Below are 19,248 nucleotides of genomic sequence, written 5' to 3' on the forward strand. Positions count from 1 at the left end.
ACTTGCCGGCGTTGCGCGCGCGTCACGGCGCTGGACGTGCCGTCCGGGCGGGCTTCGCATCAAAAATGGGATAATGCGGATTCCTCGCCCGGCGGCCAGACGCGTGCCAATCCCAAAGCACTTCGAGCGCGCCGGGCGCTCGTATCAGACAGGCCTTCGCAACGAAGGCTCTCAATCGCGAGACGTACCATGATCTACAGCATGACAGGCTATGCCAGCGCGACACGCGAAGTCGTCGCGGATGGCGCGGGACCCAATGGCGCAGGCGGTTCGGGCGTCGGTGTATCGGTGGAATTGCGCACGGTGAATTCGCGCTTTCTCGACCTGAACTTCCGCATGCCCGAAGACGTGCGCGCAACCGAACCGCAACTGCGCGAAATGCTGATGACGAAGCTCTCGCGCGGCAAGGTCGATATCCGCATCAACCTGAATCGTGTCGAGCAGACCGCGAATGCGGGCGCGCTGAATCGCGAGGCGCTCACGCAGCTCGCCACGCTCGAGCGTGCCGTGCTCGACGTCTTTCACGACGCCGAGCGCATGCGCACCGGCGAAATCCTGCGCTGGCCCGGCGTGCTCGCGGAAAGCGCGGTGTCGCAGGACACGCTGCGCGAAGCGGTGCTCGCGTGCGGCAAGCAGGCAATTGCCGATCTCATCGAAGTTCGCGCGCGTGAAGGCGCGGCCCTCGGTAAGGTGCTCATCGACAACGTGACGGAGATGGAAGCGATCGTCGCGCGCATCACGCCGCTCGTGCCGGAACTCATCGCGAAGCATCAGCAGAAGATCGTCGAGCGCCTGCAGGACGCGCTCGGTATCGCGACCACCGAAGGCGGCGCAACGGTCGCGACGAGCGTGCCGCGCGAGGAAATCGCCGAACGCATCCGCCAGGAAGTGACCATGTACGGCATCCGCATCGACATCGCGGAAGAGTTGCAGCGTCTCACGGCGCACCTTGCCGAGACGCGCCACGTGCTGCAAAAGGGCGGCAAGGTCGGCAAGCGGCTCGACTTCATGATGCAGGAGCTGAACCGCGAAGCGAACACGCTCGGCTCGAAGGCGGCCGCGAAGGAACTCGCGGATGCATCGATGACGCTCAAGCTGCTCATCGAGCAGATGCGCGAGCAAGTACAGAATCTGGAGTAACGCAACATCATGCCGAACACCGCACACCGCTCGCACAGCCACTACACAGGCATCTATCCCGGCAATCTGTTCATGGTCGTCGCGCCCTCGGGCGCGGGCAAATCCACGCTCGTGAACGCGCTGCTCGCCGAGGATCCGGACATCCTCTTGTCGGTTTCGTACACGACGCGCGAAGCGCGTTCGAAGGAAACCAACGGCGTGCAATATCACTTCGTGTCCGTCGACGAATTCATGGAGCGGCGGGAAAAGGGTGAGTTTCTCGAAAGCGCCGAGGTGCATGGCAACTACTACGCCACGTCGAAGCTGTGGATCGCGGAGCAGATGAAGCAGGGCCATGACGTGCTGCTGGAGATCGACTGGCAGGGCGCGCAGCAGGTGAAGAAGCAGTTCCGCAACGCGGTGGAAATTTTCATCCTGCCGCCGTCGCTCGAAGCGCTCGAAGACCGCCTCAAGAAACGCGGCCAGGATTCCGAGAAAGTGATCGTGCGACGCCTGCTCGCGGCCGGTAGCGAGATGGCGCATGCCTCGGAAGCGGAGTATGTCGTCATCAACGAGAACTTCGATCGCGCGCTGACCGAACTACGCTGTCTCGTTGCCGCGACGCGCCTGCGCTTCACGTCGCAATACGCGCGCAATACACAGCTTTTCGTGGACCTCGGCATCCACTCCACGCCGCAAGCATGACGCGCCTGCAGTGGCCGGGTCGTTCGGTCACATAAGGTAGAATAAAACCCATATTGAGAAGGAAACAAACATGGCCCGCATCACCGTCGAAGACTGCCTGAAACAAATCCCGAATCGCTTCGAGCTCGCGCTTGCGGCAACGTATCGCGCGCGCCAGCTCGCGCAGGGCCACACGCCGAAAATCGAGAGCCGCGACAAGCCGACCGTCGTCGCGCTGCGCGAGATCGCCGCGGGCCAGGTTGGTATCGAAATGTTGAAGAAGGTGCCCGTCTAAGGGCCGCCTTTCCGCACGGTTTCATTTTTTGCAACCGACAACCCAGCGCGCCACATCACCACGGAGGGGAAGATGAGTCAGACACCGTTGCCCATCTCCGCCGCCGTGGACCCCGACCTCGAAATCGATCAGGATTCCCTGCTCGATGCGGACAAGCCGCATGCGGCGCGCAAGTACATCGACGCGGTCCTCGAACAGTCCTTCCGCCATCTGTTCGGCCCGACCGCCACGCCGGAGCAGCCGCGCAAGCACGACGTCGTTTCCATCGCGAAACTGACGAACGCGCTAGCGAGCTACATCACCCCGGAAGAGATCAAGGAAGTCAAGGCGGCTTTCCACTTCAGCGACGAAGCGCACCTCGGGCAGTATCGCCAGAGCGGTGAGCCGTACATCACGCATCCGGTCGCGGTCGCGGAAATCTGCGCGGGCTGGAAGCTCGACGCGCAATCGATCATGGCGGCCTTGCTGCACGACGTGATCGAAGACCAGGGTGTGACCAAGACCGAGATCGCGGAGCGCTTCGGCGCGAAGGTCGCGGAACTGGTCGACGGCTTGTCCAAGCTGGACAAGATGGAATTTCGCAATCGCGAGGAAGCGCAGGCGGAGAACTTCCGCAAGATGCTGCTCGCGATGGCGCGCGACGTGCGCGTCATTCTGGTCAAGCTCGCTGACCGGCTACACAACATGCGCACGCTCGGCGCGGTCCCGCCGGAGAAGCGCCGGCGTGTGGCGCGCGAGACGCTGGATATCTACGCGCCGATAGCCCACCGGCTCGGCCTGAACAACACGTATCGCGAGCTGCAGGATCTGTCCTTCGCGAACTTCAATCCGAACCGGTACGCGACGCTCGAAAAAGCGGTGAAGGCCGCGCGCGGGAATCGGCGCGAAGTGGTCGGCAAGATTCTCGAGACGGTGCAGCGCACCATCGCGGATGCCAAGATCAACGCGGAAGTCACCGGCCGCGAGAAAACGATCTACAGCATCTACAAGAAGATGCGCGACAAGCAGTTGTCGTTTTCACAGGTGCTCGATGTATACGGTTTTCGCGTCGTGGTCGAAAGCGCGCTGGAATGCTATACGTGCATCGGCGCGCTGCATGCGCTCTACAAGCCCGTGCCGGGCAAGTTCAAGGATTACATCGCCATTCCGAAGGTGAACGGCTATCAGTCCCTGCATACCACGCTGGTCGGTCCTTTCGGCGCGCCGATCGAGTTCCAGATCCGCACGCGCAAGATGCACGAGATCGCCGAGGCGGGCGTCGCGGCGCACTGGCTCTACAAGAACGGCGGCGCGGATCTGAACGACGTCCAGAAGCGCGCGCATCAATGGCTCAAATCGCTGCTCGATATCCAGAGCGAAGCGGGCGATTCGAGCGAATTCCTCGAGCACGTCAAGATCGACCTGTTCCCGGACGCGGTCTATGTATTCACGCCGAAGTCGAAGATCATGCCGCTGCCACGCGGCGCGACCGCGCTCGACTTCGCGTATTCGATCCACAGCGACCTCGGCAACCAGTGCGTCGCGGTGAAGATCAACAACGAGCTCCTGCCGCTGCGCACGGAGCTGAAGAGCGGTGACATCGTCGAAGTGATCACCGCGCCGTATTCGAAGCCCAATCCCGCGTGGCTCGGCTTCGTGCGCACCGGCAAGGCGCGCTCGGCGATCCGTCACTATCTGAAGACGATGCGCCTGAACGAGTCCGTCCAGTTGGGCGAGCGGCTCGTCGATCAGAGTCTCAAGGGCTACGGTCTTGCGCTCTCGGACGTCACGCCGGAAGTGTGGGAAAGGCTCGTGCAGTGGACCGGCAACAAGACGCGGCAGGAAATCTTCGCCGATATCGGTCTCGGCCGGCGCGTGGCGGCGGTCATGGCGAAGCGCATCGAAGTGTTGATGAACGGCATCGCCGATGACGACGAGCATCCTCATCGCGAGCATCACAACACCAATACCGCGCCGCCGGTGGTCATCACGGGCACGGAGGGCATGTCGGTGCAGTTGTCGCCGTGCTGCCGCCCGATTCCCGGCGATGACATCATGGGTTACATCGGCATCGGGCTCGGCATGGCGATTCACACGACGGAATGCCGCGTCGCGCAACGGATTCACCGGCGCGATCCGGGCCGCTGGATCGATGTCGCGTGGGCGCCGCAGCCCGGACGTCTGTTCGATGTCGCCGTAAAGGTACTCGTGAAGAACACGAAGGGCGTCTTCGCGCGCGTGGCGGCGGATATCACGTCGGCCGACGCGAACATCGTGCATATCGCCATGGACGAAGACGTGTCGCAGGAAGCGAAACTCTTGCGCTTCGTGATCCAGGTGAGCGACCGCGTGCATCTGGCGAACGTCATGCGCCGCGTACGCACCAATCCGGACGTCATGCGCATTGCGCGCGAGCGCCCGAGCGACGAACCGCATCACCGCAATCAGGACGGCGGCATGCGCATCGACCGCGAGCGCGCCGATTACTGACGCGGCGCGGGTATGCGGCGTGCATGCCTGTCGTCGACTGACGAACAGGAGAGAGCGCCGCAATGAACACTTCCGATCTCGAAGGCGCCACGCTCGACTATTGGGTCGCGCGCGGACTGCACGAATTCATCCGAGAAATTCATTTCACCGACAGCGGAGAGACGCTTTCCATACGCGGCAACGACCGCGGCAAACCGTGGGACGGACGTTTCCTGCCGTCGACGTCGTGGGACGCGGCGGCCGTCGTTCTGGAGCGCGCCTGCAAACTCGAGATGCACGATCACGGGCGCGGCGAGGTGATCTGCACCGTGAGCTTCGGCAAGGACGGCAAGCCTGTGGAAGGGCGGGGCGCGTCGTTGCGCATCGCGCTGCTGCGCGCCTTTGTCCGGCACGCATTCGGCGATACCGTCGACGATGAGTTCCTGCGCCGTTCGCAGACTTTGCTCGGCACGCGGGTGGAGCCGATCGGGGAATCGAGCGCGGTGGCGTCGGTGGAGGATGTGCCGAGGCCTGAGTTGCATATCGGCGATATCGGCTCTGTACCGCGGCAATAGACGACTTCCTAGCTTCGCGGCAAACAAAAAGGGCCTTCCGTATGGAAGGCCCTTCGAAAGATGGCGCGGCTGGCAGGATTCGAACCCACGACCCCTTGGTTCGTAGCCAAGTACTCTATCCAACTGAGCTACAGCCGCACGCAAAACGGTACTGCTTAAACTGCACTGCGCTTCTGGTTAAGCGCTTGATCTTTTCATCGAGCGGCGCGACCGCCGAACGTGAAAAGATCAGAATAGGTGGCGCGGCTGGCAGGATTCGAACCCACGACCCCTTGGTTCGTAGCCAAGTACTCTATCCAACTGAGCTACAGCCGCACGCAGAAGCGGAATTATAGCCAAGCCTGTTCCGAAATGGAAGGGGTTTTGGCCAATCTATCGAATTATCTATCAGCGTGCTTTCTACGAAAGGGGCTTCCGGCGTGGTAAGTTGCTGAGTGGAAAGCCAAGTCCCTTACCAAATTCGACATCATCCGGCATCGAGCAGCATCATGAACAAGGCATTTGTGAAAGAGTCGGATGACACCGACGACGACCTCGAACTCGGCCATCCGGACGTTCCGGCGGGCACGAAGAACTACATCACGCCGGCGGGACACAAGCGGCTGCGTGACGAACTCCTGCAGCTTCTGGATACGGAGCGCCCGGAAGTGGTCAAGCTCGTCTCCTGGGCCGCTTCCAACGGGGATCGCTCGGAGAACGGCGACTACATCTACGGCAAGCGGCGGCTGCGCGAGATCGATCGCCGCATCCGCTTTCTGACGAAGCGCCTGGATCTGGCGGAAGTCGTGGACAGCAGCAAGCAGGAGAACGTGGATCAGGTGTTCTTCGGCGCGACGGTCGACTACGCGGGCGAAGACGGCGATGTGAAGACGGTGACGATCGTCGGCGTGGACGAGGTGAATCTGGAGGTCGGCTATGTGAGCTGGATCTCGCCGGTCGCGCGGGCGCTGTTGAAGGCGAAGATCGGCGACACGGTCGCGCTGCATACGCCGGCGGGCGTGCAGCAGATCGACATTCTGGATGTGCGGTATCCGCATTGATCTGAAGTCGGCGTACAGACAAAAAAAGCCGCTCCGAAGAGCGGCTTTTCTACAGCAGGACTGCCTGTGAAGCTTAGAAGCGGTGACGCATGCCAACCGTAGCCGAAACCTGGTTGCCGTTCGACGACATGCCCACGCCGTTGATCACAGCACCGATCGGCAGGCCGTCCTGGTCGGTCATGTGCTGGTATTCGCCTTGCAGGTACACGTCGGTACGCTTCGACAGCGCGTACGCCGTTTGCAGGCTGACCTGGTGGAACTTCGGCTTCTCGCCGTCGATACGGCTGTCGGTGTAGGTGTAAGCACCCGCGATCGACAGAGCCGGCGTCAGGTTGTAGCGGCCGTTGACTTCGTAGTTGGTGAAGCGAACGTGGCCGTCGGTCAAGTTGATCGAGCCAGCGCCTTGCGAGCCGACGTTGGTGATCGACGAAGCGTTGTCCAGCATCGTCTGCGTGAACACGAAGCCGACCGTTGCCGGGCCGAACGCGTAGTTCAGGCCACCGCCGAAGATGCGCTGACGGCCAGCGACGAACGGCGTGTTGTCGGTCGTGATCGCGCCGCCGACGTTGTTGGTCGGCGAGCCGACGTTGTTCAACTGCATGTACGCGGCCGCAACGTTCAACGGACCGTAGTTGTACGACGCGCCGACGCTGTATGCACGGTTATCCGCAAAGCCGCCTGCTTCGTTCGAGAAGCCGTACATCGCGCCCAGCTTGAAGCCGGCGTAGTTCGCGCTCGTGTACTTGACCGAGTTGTTGACGCGGAACGTGTTGTCGAGGTTGTCGTTGTCGAACGGGTGGGCGAACTGCGTGCCGCCGTATTGCGTGCCCGTCAGAGCCAGAGGTCCGAGGAAGTCAACGACCGAGTCATATTGACGGCCCAGGGTCACCGCGCCGAACTGGTTGCTCGACAGACCGACGAATGCCTGACGGCCGAACTCGCGACCACCTTGGCCATTCGTGCCGTTCATGATGTTGAAGCCGTTCTCCAACGTGAAGATCGCCTTCAGGCCGCCGCCGAGGTCTTCGGAACCACGCAGGCCCCAACGGCTACCGTTCACGGAACCGCTCGTCGCCTTCCAGTTGCTGTGGCCTTGCTGGTTGTTCGTGTAGGTGATGCCCGCATCGATCAGGCCATACAGCGTGACGCTGCTTTGCGCGTGGGCGGCGGTAGCAAAAACGCCCGTCAGGGCAGCGACCATAAGAGTCTTTTTCATCTTTGTAACTCCGAGAGCAGATTGGGCCGGGGACCCAGGCTTTGAGGAAACCTCGCTCCGGCGCGCTGCGAGAGGCGCGGGCGGATGAGCAATGCATCGAGATGCGATACATTTGTTTCCGGACCAGACGAAGTGTAAAGACGGCGTTACAGGCGGGGCCTTCCAATTTCCACAATAAACCATTGTTGATGCGGCAATGATCGCCGCGGCGTATATTTTTCTTTATATACAATGATTTATCGGCGAATAAAGTCGTACGGGCGAAGGTGTCAACCAAACGACGTTGCGCTTGCGCGACATGATTCGTGACAGTAAATAACGGAAAATTTCTAAAACGGGATTGTTGAGATATTTGAAACAGAAGTTTGCGAGTTTTGCGGGTAATTAATGCGGGCCGCATCGCTATACTGTCGTTTCTGCTTTCCGAAGCAGACTTTTTCGTTGACGGAAAAGATCTCCAAACTTTGTCAGCGCGACTTCCCGGTCGCGCTTTTTTTTGCTCGATCGAGTCGGGCGTCGTCGTTCGTGAGAAGGTCGCTGTGAGGCGGCGTCGCCCGGTCCTTCACCACGGGGTGCGTTGCATCCATGGGCGACGAGAGGAGGTCCTGCCAGTGATCGCCCTGCCGGGCGGGATTTTAATCAAGCGACGAACGGATCTCAGCCGCCTCTGTGATCGAGGGCGCGGCAAGCGATCTCAACCATTGCGCGAATCGACCCAGTTAAATATTGTTGGTCGCCTCCGTTACATTCAACCGGTGAGTCAGTTTCATGTTGCTTAACGCTGGAGGATCGGGCAAGACGAGCAAACATTTACGAATCGAATAATCCTGTTTGATTGCATTTGGCGAGTCCATGTACGGTGAAATATTGTCCGAGAAACTGGGAGTGCGGATATTGCTCGACAATCCTTTTAAAGGATCTTGTTTCGAGTACGACGTGATATCTACTGAGGAGCGGATGATTTAGTTTATGCCGAAGCTGCGCTGAAAATTATTCAGTTCTAATAGCCGGATTTTCGTTCTGCCGAGCCTAAAACCCGCGAGCGGCGAACACTACTCGCGACAGCCGTCCGGCGCGGCGCCAAGCCCGGCACCGGTGCGCCCGAGTGTCCAGCCGCGATGCCTGAACTTGCAGCGCCGATCGGATCAATCCACCTTGCTCGTAAAAGATCCGATTTTGTTAATCAGCAAATGCCTTTACGGGTTATCCGCTATTGCGACAAAAATAAATCAGCGCGTGCTTAATAATAAAAGACTGAAAGACCGCAGTTTTATAGAGCTCCTTCGCTTCAAATCATCGCATCGCGGCAAGTAAGCCGCGAAGCAGCTTCCCTGAGCCAAGCCCGCCAACCTGTGCTGCGTTAGAATGGGCAATCCCGCCAACGCTCCAGGCCAGAGCCGCCACCGTCGTCCACGATGCATCCCGAACTGCCCACGAGTCTTGCCTTTCCCTCCGAGCCCATCGTCTTTGTCGATCTTGAAACGACCGGCGCAACGTTCGGCGTGGACCGCATCACTGAAATCGGCATCGTGGAAGTGTGGCCATTGGGCGTTTCGCAATGGACATCGCTGGTCAATCCGCAAAGGCCGATTCCCGCGTTCGTGCAGCAGTTGACCGGAATCACCGACGCGATGGTGCGCGATGCCCCGACGTTCGAACAACTCGCATCCGGTCTGCTAGAGCGGTTGAATGGCCGGCTCTTCGTCGCGCATAACGCGCACTTTGACCACGGCTTCCTCAAGGGCGAATTCAGGCGCATGGGGCTTCGCTTCGCACCCGACGTGCTCTGCACGGTGCAGCTTTCCCGCGCGGTCTATCCGGCGCAAAGCCGTCACGGACTCGATGCGCTCATCGAGCGTCACGCGCTCGTGCCTTCGGCGCGGCACCGAGCGCTCGCCGACGCCGATCTGCTCTGGCAATTCTGGCAACATCTGCATCGCGCGATCCCGCCGGATGCCATGCGCGCGCACCTCGAACGCGTGACGCGCCGGTTCCAGCTCGCGGCGCATATCGACGAAGACACGATCGAGCAGATCGCCGCGGGTTGTGGCGTCTACATGTTCTATGGCGACGACGACACGCCGCTCTATGCCGGCAGAAGCGTGCGATTGCGGCAGCGCGTGCGCTCGCATCTCGTCGGGCCGCGGCGCTCGGCAAAAGATCTGCGGCTGGCGGCGCTCGTGCGCCGCCTCGAGTGGAGGGCGACGGGCGGCGAAATCGGCGCGCTGCTGGCCGAGGCGCAATGGATCGCAAACGCGCGTCCGGCGCATAATCGCGCGCTGAAATCGCGTCCGGGCGATGTTCGCGGCGCGTCGTGGCCTTACACGGGCGCGATCGCCATCGAAGAACGCGACGAAGCGTCGGGGCAACCCGCATGGCATGTCATCGACAACTGGTGCTATCTCGGCACCATCGACGCGCTCGGCCAGGCTGGCGCACTGCACGCGAGCGTCGATTCGCCCGCATTCGAGCTGTCGACCTATCGCATCTTGAGCGAGCGTCTCGCGCGCGGGCTCGTCGTGACGCCGCTCGCCTGCGCAACGCTCGCGTCCACAGTCTGACGCGCGATCACCCGACCGCGCCCACGCCGCCCGACGCGCATACGTGCGAAAGCGCGCGCATGAGCGGGGCGTTCATCGACGAGTTGTAGCGCGTCAAATGCTTCCATCGCGCGACGCTCTCGGCGAGTCGCACCGGGCAGTCCTCCGCATGACGAATCGGCTCGACATGCGCAAGCGCCGACATGAGCGATTGCGTGAGCCGATCCAGCTTCGGTCGCGTCTCGTTGACGAGATCGGGCGGCGACGCTTCCGGCGCCGCCTTCAGCGCGCGCCAGTTGGCGAAGAGTGCGTTCTGTACATCCTTGCTGGCTTCGATCTGATCGCGGAAAAACTGCCGCGCGAATTCAGGATCGACTTGCGCGGCCGACGCCTTTTCCTCGACGTGTTTGAGCAACGCCTCTTCACGCGGCGCGTCAGTGATCGGCTCGTGATGGGCCCACTTCCAGCGCGCGACCGGTTCCGCGAGCGCGAGCCGTTGCGAGACGAGCGCGATGACGTTGGTGAAGGGTGTGTCGTCGCCGTCCGCGTGAACGGACGCGGGCGCGGCGAGTGCGAGCACGCAGGTAACTGCGGCAAAGGCGAGGAGGGATGAATTCGATCGGCGGCGCATCGGTATGCGGGCAAAGGCGCGGGCAAAAGCGCGGGCAAAAGCGCCAGAATAGCGCAGCGCCTTCGCATCGGAATGAGCGCAGCCTACTGACGGGAAAGGATTCGACGAGTCGCAACGCACGACGCGCCTGAATGCGGTCATGAACGAGGGGCGCGAGGCGTCCTGGCTTCAGCCACGTCCGGACCGGATGGTCCGAGTGCGCCGCGCGCAGCGGGCGTCGTTCTCACGACGACGGCGTGATCAGCCTGTTCGCCTATTTCGACTGCGCCGATTTGCGCTGTTCGTCGAAGAACGCGCGCACGTGTTCGGGCAATTCGGTCGCGAGAAACTCGACGCCAACCGGCTCCGGATCCGGACAATGCACCGTGTCGGGCGTCGGGATTTTGGTCGGTTTTGCGTCCATGTTTTCTCTCCTCGGTGACTACGACATTTGCAACAACCTGGTCGATGCGGTTTTTGCGCCGCCGCATGCGACATGAAAACGGGTCTCTCTATAAATGCGTTATCGGATCGCAGCCGCTTCGGCTTGAGCCGGTTAAGCAGATTCATTGTTTGCGCATGACCGTTCGTTAGAACGGGTCAAAGCGGTAATTCTTTGCCTTCCTTCTGCCGAATCCGACGCAAAAGATACAGCTTTCCCTATTGGTCATGACCGCCTCGCAGGCCACGTCCAGCATGGCTCGGCGTGGAGCAGCCAACCGTGTACTTAAACTCTAGCTTTTCCTCTATGGATATAACGATACCGGGAAACCAGCGTTGACGCTCGATGGTGCGGGGCGGAAAATGGCTTGTTGTTGTACGAAAGCGCACATATAGGGCAAATCAGGTGCTCAGAGCGGCAGCTTGTGAAATCGATGAAGCCGATTTCGGTTCCTGTCGCAATACTGTGTACGAACTCTGCGGCTGTTGCAAAAGCGGGAAAACACGTCGCTGAATCGCGGAGCAAATCGCAAACACGAAGCACAAAAGCAAAAACCCGCGATCACTTGCGTGACCGCGGGTTTCTGACATTGCTAAATCTTGATGGTGCCGGAAAGAGGAATCGAACCCCCGACCTTCGCATTACGAATGCGCTGCTCTACCGTCTGAGCTATTCCGGCATCAGAGAAACAAGATTATAGCGACCACATTCTCGATTTGGCAATACCCTGAATCAATTTTTGTTTTCGAGATGGTAGCGGGTCACGCGATCCACCTCGCTCTTCGAGCCGAGGAACACGGCCACGCGTTGATGCAGGCTGGTGGGAACGATATCGAGGATGCGTTCCTCGCCATTGGTCGCGGCGCCGCCGGCCTGCTCGACGATGAACGACATGGGGTTCGCTTCGTACATGAGGCGCAGCTTGCCGGGTTTCGACGGATCGCGCTTGTCGGCGGGATACATGAAGATGCCGCCCCGATTCAGGATACGGTGCACGTCCGCGACCATCGATGCAATCCAGCGCATGTTGAAGTCTTCTTTGCGCGCGCCGTCCTTGCCGGCATTCAGTTCGTCGACATAACGCTGCACCGGCTCGTACCAGTGCCGGCTGTTCGACGCGTTGATGGCGTATTCACGCGTCTCGACCGGGATCGTCATGTCGCGCTGGGTGAGCACCCACGAACCGAGTTCGCGATCGAGCGTGAAGCAGTTCACGCCGTGGCCGGTCGTCAGCACGAGCACCGTCTGCGGGCCGTACACCGCATAACCCGCCGCGACCTGCTGCGATCCCGGCTGCATGAACGCCTGCTCGGTCGGCTCGACGCCGTCCGGGCAACGCAGCACCGAGAAAATCGTGCCGATCGATACATTGACATCGATGTTCGACGAGCCATCGAGCGGATCGAACGTCAGCAGATAATTGCCCTTCGGATAGCGATTCGGAATCGGGAAGATTTTTTCCATTTCTTCCGATGCCATCGCGGCAAGGTTGCCGCCCCATTCATTGGCTTCGAGCAGGATTTCGTTCGAGAGCACGTCGAGATTCTTCTGCACTTCGCCCTGAACGTTCTCGCTGCCGGCCGAGCCGAGCGCCTCGCCCAGCGCGCCCTTGCTCACGTGATAACTGATCTGCTTGCACGCGCGCGCGACGACTTCGATCAAGAGACGCAGGTCGGCCGGCAGGTTCTGGTGTTCACGCTGCTGTTCGATGAGGTATTTCGATAGCGTGGTGCGGCTGGAGATGGAGGACATGCTTGGGCTCCGTGAGCGTTAGACGAATATTCACGATTCTAACCGCTCGCCCCGGCCACTCCATGTGACAGCGACGGCCGCGCGAAAACTTCGCGCGGCCGTCGCTACACAGCGAAAGGCTACGATGACACGGCGCTCAAGCCGCGAGCGCCTTCTCGACCACCTCGCGCACGTCGCGCGATTTCGCCTTCGACGCGACTTCGCTCAACGCCGCGTGCATCTTCTCGCGCAACTGCGGCGTAAAGCGTCGCCACAGTTCGAGTCCGCGTGCGAGACGAGCCGCGACCTGCGGATTGAGCGCGTCGAGCGCGATCACCTGCTCTGCCCAGAACGCGTAGCCGGAACCGTCGGCGGCGTGGAACTGCGCCGGGTTGCCGCTGCAGAAGCTGAAAATCAGCGAGCGTGCGCGATTCGGGTTCTTGATGTTGAACGCCTGATGCTGCATCAGCTTGCGCACGATCTCGATCACCTTGCGATCCGGGCCGCCGCGCTGCGTCGCCTGAAGCGCGAACCACTTGTCGATGACGAGCGCCTCGTTCTCGAAACGTCGATAGAAGTCCGCAAGCGCCGCGTCCGCGACGCTCGGGTCCGCGCCCTTCGTCGCGCTGGCGAGCAGCAGCGCGGAGAGCGCCGCCGAGCGGTCCGTCATGTTGTTGGCGGCATCGTATTGCGCCTGCGCGAGCTTGACGGCTTCGCGCGGATCGTCGAGCTGGCTCAGATAGGCGAGCGAGAGATTCTTCAGCCCGCGCTTGCCGGCATCCTCGGGCAGCGGGCGATATTCGCCCGGTGTGCGATTCGCTTCATACGTCGCGAGCCACTTGTCGCGCAATTGCGACGCGAGACGGCGGCTCATGAAGACGCGCGCCGCGTGCACGGCGGCCGGATCCGACACGGCCATCTGCTCGGCGAGATAGCTTTCCGACGGCAACATCAACGCGAGTTCGCGGAAGGCGGGCGTGAGCGTGGTGTCCTCGAGGACGCGGGCGAATGCCGCGATCACCTGATCGTCGATGGCAAGCTGCTCGCCCTTGGCCGCGCGCCCGGCAAGCGCGAGCAGCTCGCGCGTGGCGAGACGCTGGCCGGCTTCCCAGCGGTTGAACGGATCGCTGTCGTGCGCGAGCAGGAACGCGAGCTCGTCGTTCGTATAGTCGTATTCGACGATCACCGGCGCCGAGAAATTGCGCAGAAGCGACGGCAGCGGCTTCTCGTTCACGTCGACGAAAGTAAAGGTCTGCTCGCGCTCCGTGAATTCGAGCACGCGCGTCGTGCCGTTCGGCTCTTTCTCGCCTTCGAGACGCAGCGGCAAATCCGCGCCGTTCTGCCCGATCAGACCGACCGAGAACGGAATGAGCAGCGGACCTTTCTGCGTGGCGCGCGCCGCTTCGGATGCGTCGCCGTAACCTTGCGTGAGCGTCAGCGTGTAGCGCTTGTTCGCCGCGTCGTGGTTCGCGCGGACCGACACGCGGGGCGTGCCCGCCTGGCTGTACCAGCGCTCGAACTGCGCAAGATCGCGATGGTTCGCGTCGGCGAGCGCCTGACGGAAGTCGTCGCAGGTCACGGCCTGGCCGTCGAACCGCTGGAAATAAAGATCCATGCCGCGCCGGAAACCGTCGCGGCCGAAGAGCGTCTGGTACATCCGCACGACTTCCGAGCCTTTCTCGTAGACGGTCATCGTGTAGAAGTTGTTGATTTCGACGTAGCTTTCCGGGCGCACCGGATGCGCCATCGGGCCGGCGTCCTCGGCGAACTGCATCTGACGCAGCACGCGCACGTCCTCGATCCGCTTGGTCGCACGCGCCGCGGCGCTCGCCGCGCCTTCGGCATCGCCTGCGGCCATGTCGGCCGAGAATTCCTGATCGCGGAACACCGTGAGGCCTTCCTTCAGGCTGAGCTGGAACCAGTCGCGACAGGTCACGCGATTGCCCGTCCAGTTATGGAAGTACTCGTGACCGACCACCGCCTCGATATTCGAGAAGTCCGTGTCCGTCGCGGTTTCGGGATTCGCGAGCACATACTTCGTATTGAAGATGTTGAGACCCTTGTTCTCCATCGCGCCCATGTTGAAGTCGCTCACCGCGACGATCATGAAGCGGTCCAGATCCAGCTCCAGCCCGAAGCGCTTTTCGTCCCAGCGGATCGAGTTGATGAGCGAGTCCATCGCGTGGCGGGTTTTGTCGAGGTCTTGCGGCTCGACCCAGACCTGCAGCAGCTTTTCCTTTCCCGATCCGGACCGGATGCGCTCCTCGATGCACACGAGCTTGCCCGCGACGAGCGCGAACAGGTAGCTCGGCTTCTTGAACGGGTCTTCCCATTTGGCAAAGTGGCGGCCATCGGGCAGATCGCCTTCCTCGATCAGATTGCCGTTCGACAGCAGCACCGGATAAGCAGTCTTGTCGGCGCGCAGCGTGACGACGTAGGTGGCCATCACGTCGGGGCGATCGAGGAAGTAGGTGATGCGGCGAAAGCCTTCTGCTTCGCACTGCGTGAAGAAGTTGCCGCTGGAAACATAAAGCCCGGAGAGCGTCGTGTTCTCCGCCGGATTGCAAATGCTCTCGATGCTGAGCTCGAACGCATCCGCTGGAATATTGCCGATGGACAGTCCGTTTTCGTGGACACGGACATCCGCGTTCGCGACGCCGTCGATCGCCGCGCTCACGAATTCGAGCTGTTCGCCCATCAATTCGAGCCGCGACGCGTCGCCATGGGCGTCGGGGTTGCGGCGCAGTTTCATCGTATTCTTGACGACCGTGCGTGCCGGCACGAGATCGAACTCGAGCGCGACGGAGTCGATCAGGAAGGCGGGCGGCGTGTAGTCCTGGCGGCGAATCACAGCGGATGCGGTCGTGGTAGACATGGCAAGATCTTCATGTTTGGATTGAACGGCGGGGGCGTCGGGCGTGTGTGCTTTCGAGCACCAACGCGTGCGCGCCTGGTCGAATCATTGTACAAGCCGTCCGGAGATCGCGAATCGGGCGGCGCAGCGCGTCGTGGACCCCACAAAACAGGACGCCGCCGTGCAAGCCGCGGCGGTGCTATCTATAACTGGGAAGGGTGCCGAACGAAGTGAGGATGACCATGAATGTTCCGATCAGGACGCTCGCCAGATGGGCGGCGCTGATATTGATGGCGATGTGGCTCACGGGCTGCACGACCTACGTCCAGACGCAGGTCACCGCATTCTCCGACTGGAGCGGCAGCGACTCGGCGCGCACGTATGCGTTCGCGCGCAAGGGCGAGCAGCAAAACAGCATCGAGCAGACGACCTACGAGACGCTCGTCGCGAGCGAGCTCTCGAAATACAACTTCCGGCAAGTGCCGGAGGCGAGCGCGAACTATCAGGTCGCGCTCGCCTATTCGGTTCGCGGCGACATGATGACCGTGCGCCAGCCGGTCTACTACGATCCGTGGCCGATGTACGGCCCCTGGGGCGGTCCGTTCGGGGGCGGACCGTGGGGTCCGTGGGGGCCGTACGGACCATGGGGCCCGGCGGGTTACGTCGACCAGAGCTATCCGATCTACATCCACGCGCTGCAAATCCGCATGAACGATCGCAAGACCGGTCGCGAGACCTACAAGGTGACGGCGGTCAACTCGACCGGCGACCCTTCGCTCTATCAGGCGATGCCCTACCTCGTGCGCAGCGCGCTCGCGAATTTCCCGCTCGGCAACGGCACGGTTCGCACGGTGACGCTGCCGGTCGACCAGCATGGCGGCATCTCCAACGAAACGGCGGCAGCCGGCTCGAACGAACGCAGCGCGGCGCCCGCGCCCGCAACCAAGGCCGTCGATTGATCGAGAGGCGAATGCGACGGCCACGCGCCGTCGCAACGTCGAAGATCGCATCGGAAAATATTGCCGCGACGTGTGGCGACTCGGTGCTGCTCACGATGTCAGCGAAAGTTTCAGAATCGCCCGTCAGCCTTGACCAAACAGGGAATCATCGCCTCGATGCTGGGCCGCAATATATGCAGCTTCGGCGAATTAGCGATATATTTCCGGGATGACAAAATCGTGTCCGCCCGATCCTAAAACCGTTCCCGAGCCCACCACATGGGACGCGCGGCTCGCACGCCGCCTCGTCACGCCGCTCGTCGGCACGCCGGTAACGCCCAATCACCTGACCACGCTGCGCCTCGTTATCGGTCTGGCCGGGGCGTACTATTTGTCGCTCGGCCAGTTCTGGATGTGCACGCTAGGCGCGCTCCTGATCGCACTGTCGAATCTCGTCGATCACACCGACGGCGAACTCGCGCGCATCAGCGGACAGTCCAGCAAGATCGGCCACTTCTATGACCTCGCGTGCGACGCGCTCGTGACCGTGTTGCTGTTTCTCGGCATCGGGTTTTATGTCGCCGTGCACCATCCGTCGATGATCGTGCCCGCGCAATGGCTCGGCGGCATTGCGGGCGTGGCGGTCGCGCTGATCTTTTTTCTGCGCATGCGTGTCGAGTCGATGGTCGGCAAGTCCGGCACGAAGCAGGCGTCGATGGGCGGATTCGAAACGGAAGACGTGTTGTATCTGCTGCCGGTCGTGACCATCCTGAATGGCATGACGCCGTTTCTGGTCGCGTCGGCGATCGGCGCGCCGCTCTTCGCCATTTATGTGGCGGTGGACTATCAGCGCGTGACCGCGCAGTTGAAACGCCGTGCGCAGGCCACCCACGCAAAAGACGACAAAGATTTTCAGGCGGTGAGATGAGCGATACGGCAACTCCGGACAGCACGCTGACGCAACCGGCGCATGGGGCTGCGGCGACCCGCCCGTCGAAGCGCGACATCGATTCGACCATGAACGCGCGGCTCGCCGCGCTGCAAACGCCGAAGCTGCGCGACGAATACGGCCAGCAAGGCTCGTTTCTCTACATCGAAGATTTTTTGCCGCGCGACTACACGGAGCGGCTGATTGCCGCCGTGCATGACGTGATGCCGTCCGTGAACCGCAACTATCTGCCGGGTCACAAGGCGGGCGGAAGCGTGAGCCGCCATACGCTCGACAAGCTCGCGCCGTTCATCGCGGATTTGTATCGTTCGGAAGCGCTCATCAAGTGGCTGGAGACGATCACCGGCGACAAGCTGCAACTTTCGCCGGAAGACGATCCGCACGCCTACGCGCTGTACTTCTACACACGTCCGGGCGACCACATCGGCTGGCATTACGACACGTCGTATTACGACGGCCGGCGCTACACGCTCCTGCTCGGCGTGATCGACGATTCGTCCTGCAAGCTCGACTACGAACTGCACACGAAGACGCCCGGGGTTCCGGATCAGCCGGGCTCGGTGCAGTATCCGCCCGGCGCGTTCGTGTTCTTCGATGGCGACAAGCTGCGCCATCGCGTCACGCCGCTCGGCGAGAACGAGATGCGCGTGTCGCTCACGTTCGAGTACGTGACGAATCCGACCATGCGCCCGTTCCAGCGCTTCATCTCGAACATGAAGGACTCGATCGCGTATTTCGGGTTCAGGCAGGTCTTTCGCCGCAAGGGCGGCACGAACGGACAGGCATGAGCCGCGCCGGCACATTCCTGCTGTCGGTCGGCGTGGTGCTGTTCATCGCGCTGCTCGGCTGGCAAGGCTTCGGCTCCGTTGCATCGACGCTTGCCGCGGCGGGCTGGGGGCTGGTCGCGGTCGCGGCCTTTCACTTCGTGCCGCTCGTCATCGATGCCGTCGCGATCAGCGTGCTCTTCGCCGACCGTCAGCGCGACGTGTCACTGCTCGACGCCTTGCTCGCGCGCTGGGCCGGCGAATCGGTAAACAGCCTGATGCCCGCAGGCCAGATCGGCGGGCCGATGCTGATGGTCCGCTATCTCGCGCAGCGCGGCATGCGCGCGCGAGACGCGGCCGCGGTCATCACCGTCAGCACGACGATGCAGACCGTCGCGCAACTGATCTTCGCGCTGATCGGCGTCGTCCTGCTGACGGGTTATGCGGCGGGCGGCTCGTCGTCGACCGTGACGATCGCGGTGCTGTCGGTGATCGGCGTGATCGGCCTCATGATCTTCGGTTTCTATCTCGCGCAGCGGCGCGGTCTCTTCGGCCGCGCGATGCGCTTCGCGTCGGGCATCGCCGCGAAATTCTCGGCCAAACGCGACTGGTCGTCGCTCGTGACGCGCGCCGAAGCCGTCGATGCCGCCGTGCACGAGATGTATCGCGAGCGCGGCAAGGTGGCGTCGAGCTTCGGGTTGAGTTTCATCGGCTGGATCGTCGGCACGGGCGAAGTGTGGCTCGCGCTGCATCTGCTCGGCCATCCGGTCGGCTGGACGGAAGCCCTGCTGCTGGAAAGTCTCGGCCAGGCGATCCGCGGCGCGGCCTTCGCGATTCCCGGCTCGCTCGGCGTGCAGGAAGGCGGCTATCTGCTGCTCGCGCGTCTGGTCGGCCTGCCGCCCGAGGCGGCGCTCGCGCTGTCGCTCGCCAAGCGCGCGCGCGAACTGCTGCTCGGCGTGCCGGGCTTCGTCTATCTGCATTTCGTTGAAAAAGGCTGGCAGCGCCGCCGTCTCGCGCGCGTGCCGGATATCGACTGACCCACC

General features: G+C 62.0%; 16 protein-coding genes and 3 tRNA genes. 11 read left to right on the forward strand and 8 right to left on the reverse strand.

What is annotated here, in order from left to right:
• The first annotated feature begins 189 nt into the window (after positions 1-189).
• From NCT32_RS03545 to NCT32_RS03565, 5 genes are all read left to right on the forward strand, one after another.
• A complete protein-coding gene (locus NCT32_RS03545; protein WP_061118849.1) occupies positions 190-1,140 on the forward strand; it encodes a YicC/YloC family endoribonuclease in 951 nt (316 codons plus the stop codon).
• A 9-nt stretch (positions 1,141-1,149) separates the two neighbouring features.
• Positions 1,150-1,824 (forward strand): guanylate kinase, encoded by a 675-nt coding sequence (gmk, locus tag NCT32_RS03550; RefSeq protein ID WP_061118850.1) that lies wholly within the window; start codon positions 1,150-1,152, stop codon positions 1,822-1,824.
• 70 nt (positions 1,825-1,894) lie between these two features.
• Entirely contained in the window at positions 1,895-2,098 is a 204-nt protein-coding gene (rpoZ, locus tag NCT32_RS03555; protein ID WP_006999799.1) for a DNA-directed RNA polymerase subunit omega, read from the forward strand.
• Positions 2,099-2,170: 72 nt separating this feature from the next.
• The gene (locus NCT32_RS03560; RefSeq protein WP_250476426.1) at positions 2,171-4,567 is read left to right on the forward strand and encodes a bifunctional (p)ppGpp synthetase/guanosine-3',5'-bis(diphosphate) 3'-pyrophosphohydrolase; all 2,397 of its coding nucleotides are present in this window, start codon (positions 2,171-2,173) and stop codon (positions 4,565-4,567) included.
• 62 nt (positions 4,568-4,629) lie between these two features.
• On the forward strand, positions 4,630-5,121 hold the full coding sequence (locus NCT32_RS03565) for a phage protein NinX family protein (RefSeq protein WP_061118851.1): 492 nt from the start codon (positions 4,630-4,632) through the stop codon (positions 5,119-5,121).
• 61 nt (positions 5,122-5,182) lie between these two features.
• Here the strand turns inward: NCT32_RS03565 and NCT32_RS03570 are convergent.
• Positions 5,183-5,259: transfer RNA gene (locus tag NCT32_RS03570), tRNA-Arg, on the reverse strand.
• Between the two features lie 100 nt (positions 5,260-5,359).
• Positions 5,360-5,436 (reverse strand) — tRNA-Arg (locus NCT32_RS03575).
• Between the two features lie 173 nt (positions 5,437-5,609).
• Here NCT32_RS03575 and greB point away from each other — a divergent pair.
• Positions 5,610-6,161, forward strand: coding sequence for a transcription elongation factor GreB (greB, locus tag NCT32_RS03580; protein ID WP_061118852.1), 552 nt, complete (start codon positions 5,610-5,612; stop codon positions 6,159-6,161).
• A gap of 73 nt (positions 6,162-6,234) precedes the next feature.
• Here the strand turns inward: greB and NCT32_RS03585 are convergent, their stop codons facing one another.
• The gene (locus NCT32_RS03585) at positions 6,235-7,377 is read right to left on the reverse strand and encodes a porin (RefSeq protein ID WP_061118853.1); all 1,143 of its coding nucleotides are present in this window, start codon (positions 7,375-7,377) and stop codon (positions 6,235-6,237) included.
• Between the two features lie 1,415 nt (positions 7,378-8,792).
• Between NCT32_RS03585 and NCT32_RS03590 the strand changes: the two genes are divergently transcribed.
• Positions 8,793-9,938 (forward strand): exonuclease domain-containing protein, encoded by a 1,146-nt coding sequence (locus tag NCT32_RS03590; RefSeq protein WP_250489906.1) that lies wholly within the window; start codon positions 8,793-8,795, stop codon positions 9,936-9,938.
• Between the two features lie 7 nt (positions 9,939-9,945).
• Here the strand turns inward: NCT32_RS03590 and NCT32_RS03595 are convergent, their stop codons facing one another.
• The 5 genes from NCT32_RS03595 to pepN all read right to left on the reverse strand — a co-directional run bounded on the left by NCT32_RS03595 (position 9,946) and on the right by pepN (position 15,575).
• Positions 9,946-10,548: a chorismate mutase gene (locus NCT32_RS03595; protein WP_061118855.1), complete on the reverse strand. Its 603-nt coding sequence runs from the start codon at positions 10,546-10,548 to the stop codon at positions 9,946-9,948.
• A 253-nt stretch (positions 10,549-10,801) separates the two neighbouring features.
• A complete protein-coding gene (locus NCT32_RS03600; RefSeq protein WP_250476429.1) occupies positions 10,802-10,951 on the reverse strand; it encodes a hypothetical protein in 150 nt (49 codons plus the stop codon).
• 621 nt (positions 10,952-11,572) lie between these two features.
• A tRNA-Thr gene (locus tag NCT32_RS03605) sits at positions 11,573-11,648 on the reverse strand.
• 53 nt (positions 11,649-11,701) lie between these two features.
• Complete coding sequence (locus tag NCT32_RS03610; RefSeq protein ID WP_061118856.1) at positions 11,702-12,721, reverse strand: class 1 fructose-bisphosphatase; 1,020 nt, start codon at positions 12,719-12,721, stop codon at positions 11,702-11,704.
• Between the two features lie 136 nt (positions 12,722-12,857).
• Entirely contained in the window at positions 12,858-15,575 is a 2,718-nt protein-coding gene (gene pepN / locus NCT32_RS03615; protein ID WP_061118857.1) for an aminopeptidase N, read from the reverse strand.
• A 221-nt stretch (positions 15,576-15,796) separates the two neighbouring features.
• Between pepN and NCT32_RS03620 the strand changes: the two genes are divergently transcribed.
• The 4 genes from NCT32_RS03620 (at position 15,797) to NCT32_RS03635 (ending at position 19,242) form a co-directional block, all read left to right on the forward strand.
• A complete protein-coding gene (locus NCT32_RS03620) occupies positions 15,797-16,513 on the forward strand; it encodes a DUF4136 domain-containing protein (protein WP_061118917.1) in 717 nt (238 codons plus the stop codon).
• 208 nt (positions 16,514-16,721) lie between these two features.
• Complete coding sequence (locus tag NCT32_RS03625; protein ID WP_061118858.1) at positions 16,722-17,420, forward strand: CDP-alcohol phosphatidyltransferase family protein; 699 nt, start codon at positions 16,722-16,724, stop codon at positions 17,418-17,420.
• Positions 17,417-18,229, forward strand: coding sequence for a 2OG-Fe(II) oxygenase (locus NCT32_RS03630; protein ID WP_061118859.1), 813 nt, complete (start codon positions 17,417-17,419; stop codon positions 18,227-18,229). Before NCT32_RS03625 ends, NCT32_RS03630 begins: the two co-directional genes overlap by 4 nt.
• Positions 18,226-19,242: a flippase-like domain-containing protein gene (locus NCT32_RS03635; protein WP_250489908.1), complete on the forward strand. Its 1,017-nt coding sequence runs from the start codon at positions 18,226-18,228 to the stop codon at positions 19,240-19,242. Before NCT32_RS03630 ends, NCT32_RS03635 begins: the two co-directional genes overlap by 4 nt.
• Positions 19,243-19,248: the final 6 nt, after the last annotated feature.

This window comes from Caballeronia sp. INML2 (assembly GCF_023631365.1).
GTDB classification, from domain to species: domain Bacteria; phylum Pseudomonadota; class Gammaproteobacteria; order Burkholderiales; family Burkholderiaceae; genus Caballeronia; species Caballeronia turbans.

Excerpts from the sequence above, each read along its gene's own strand:
- gmk (WP_061118850.1), top strand. The coding sequence starts at position 1,150 with ATGCCGAACACCGCACACCGCTCGCACAGCCACTACACAGGCATCTAT.
- NCT32_RS03560 (WP_250476426.1), top strand. The coding sequence starts at position 2,171 with ATGAGTCAGACACCGTTGCCCATCTCCGCCGCCGTGGACCCCGACCTC.
- NCT32_RS03590 (WP_250489906.1), top strand. The coding sequence starts at position 8,793 with ATGCATCCCGAACTGCCCACGAGTCTTGCCTTTCCCTCCGAGCCCATC.
- NCT32_RS03595 (WP_061118855.1), bottom strand. The coding sequence starts at position 10,548 with ATGCGCCGCCGATCGAATTCATCCCTCCTCGCCTTTGCCGCAGTTACC.
- pepN (WP_061118857.1), bottom strand. The coding sequence starts at position 15,575 with ATGTCTACCACGACCGCATCCGCTGTGATTCGCCGCCAGGACTACACG.
- NCT32_RS03545 (WP_061118849.1), top strand. The coding sequence starts at position 190 with ATGATCTACAGCATGACAGGCTATGCCAGCGCGACACGCGAAGTCGTC.
- NCT32_RS03585 (WP_061118853.1), bottom strand. The coding sequence starts at position 7,377 with ATGAAAAAGACTCTTATGGTCGCTGCCCTGACGGGCGTTTTTGCTACC.
- NCT32_RS03635 (WP_250489908.1), top strand. The coding sequence starts at position 18,226 with ATGAGCCGCGCCGGCACATTCCTGCTGTCGGTCGGCGTGGTGCTGTTC.
- NCT32_RS03600 (WP_250476429.1), bottom strand. The coding sequence starts at position 10,951 with ATGGACGCAAAACCGACCAAAATCCCGACGCCCGACACGGTGCATTGT.
- greB (WP_061118852.1), top strand. The coding sequence starts at position 5,610 with ATGAACAAGGCATTTGTGAAAGAGTCGGATGACACCGACGACGACCTC.
- rpoZ (WP_006999799.1), top strand. The coding sequence starts at position 1,895 with ATGGCCCGCATCACCGTCGAAGACTGCCTGAAACAAATCCCGAATCGC.
- NCT32_RS03620 (WP_061118917.1), top strand. The coding sequence starts at position 15,797 with ATGAATGTTCCGATCAGGACGCTCGCCAGATGGGCGGCGCTGATATTG.
- NCT32_RS03630 (WP_061118859.1), top strand. The coding sequence starts at position 17,417 with ATGAGCGATACGGCAACTCCGGACAGCACGCTGACGCAACCGGCGCAT.
- NCT32_RS03610 (WP_061118856.1), bottom strand. The coding sequence starts at position 12,721 with ATGTCCTCCATCTCCAGCCGCACCACGCTATCGAAATACCTCATCGAA.
- NCT32_RS03625 (WP_061118858.1), top strand. The coding sequence starts at position 16,722 with ATGACAAAATCGTGTCCGCCCGATCCTAAAACCGTTCCCGAGCCCACC.
- NCT32_RS03565 (WP_061118851.1), top strand. The coding sequence starts at position 4,630 with ATGAACACTTCCGATCTCGAAGGCGCCACGCTCGACTATTGGGTCGCG.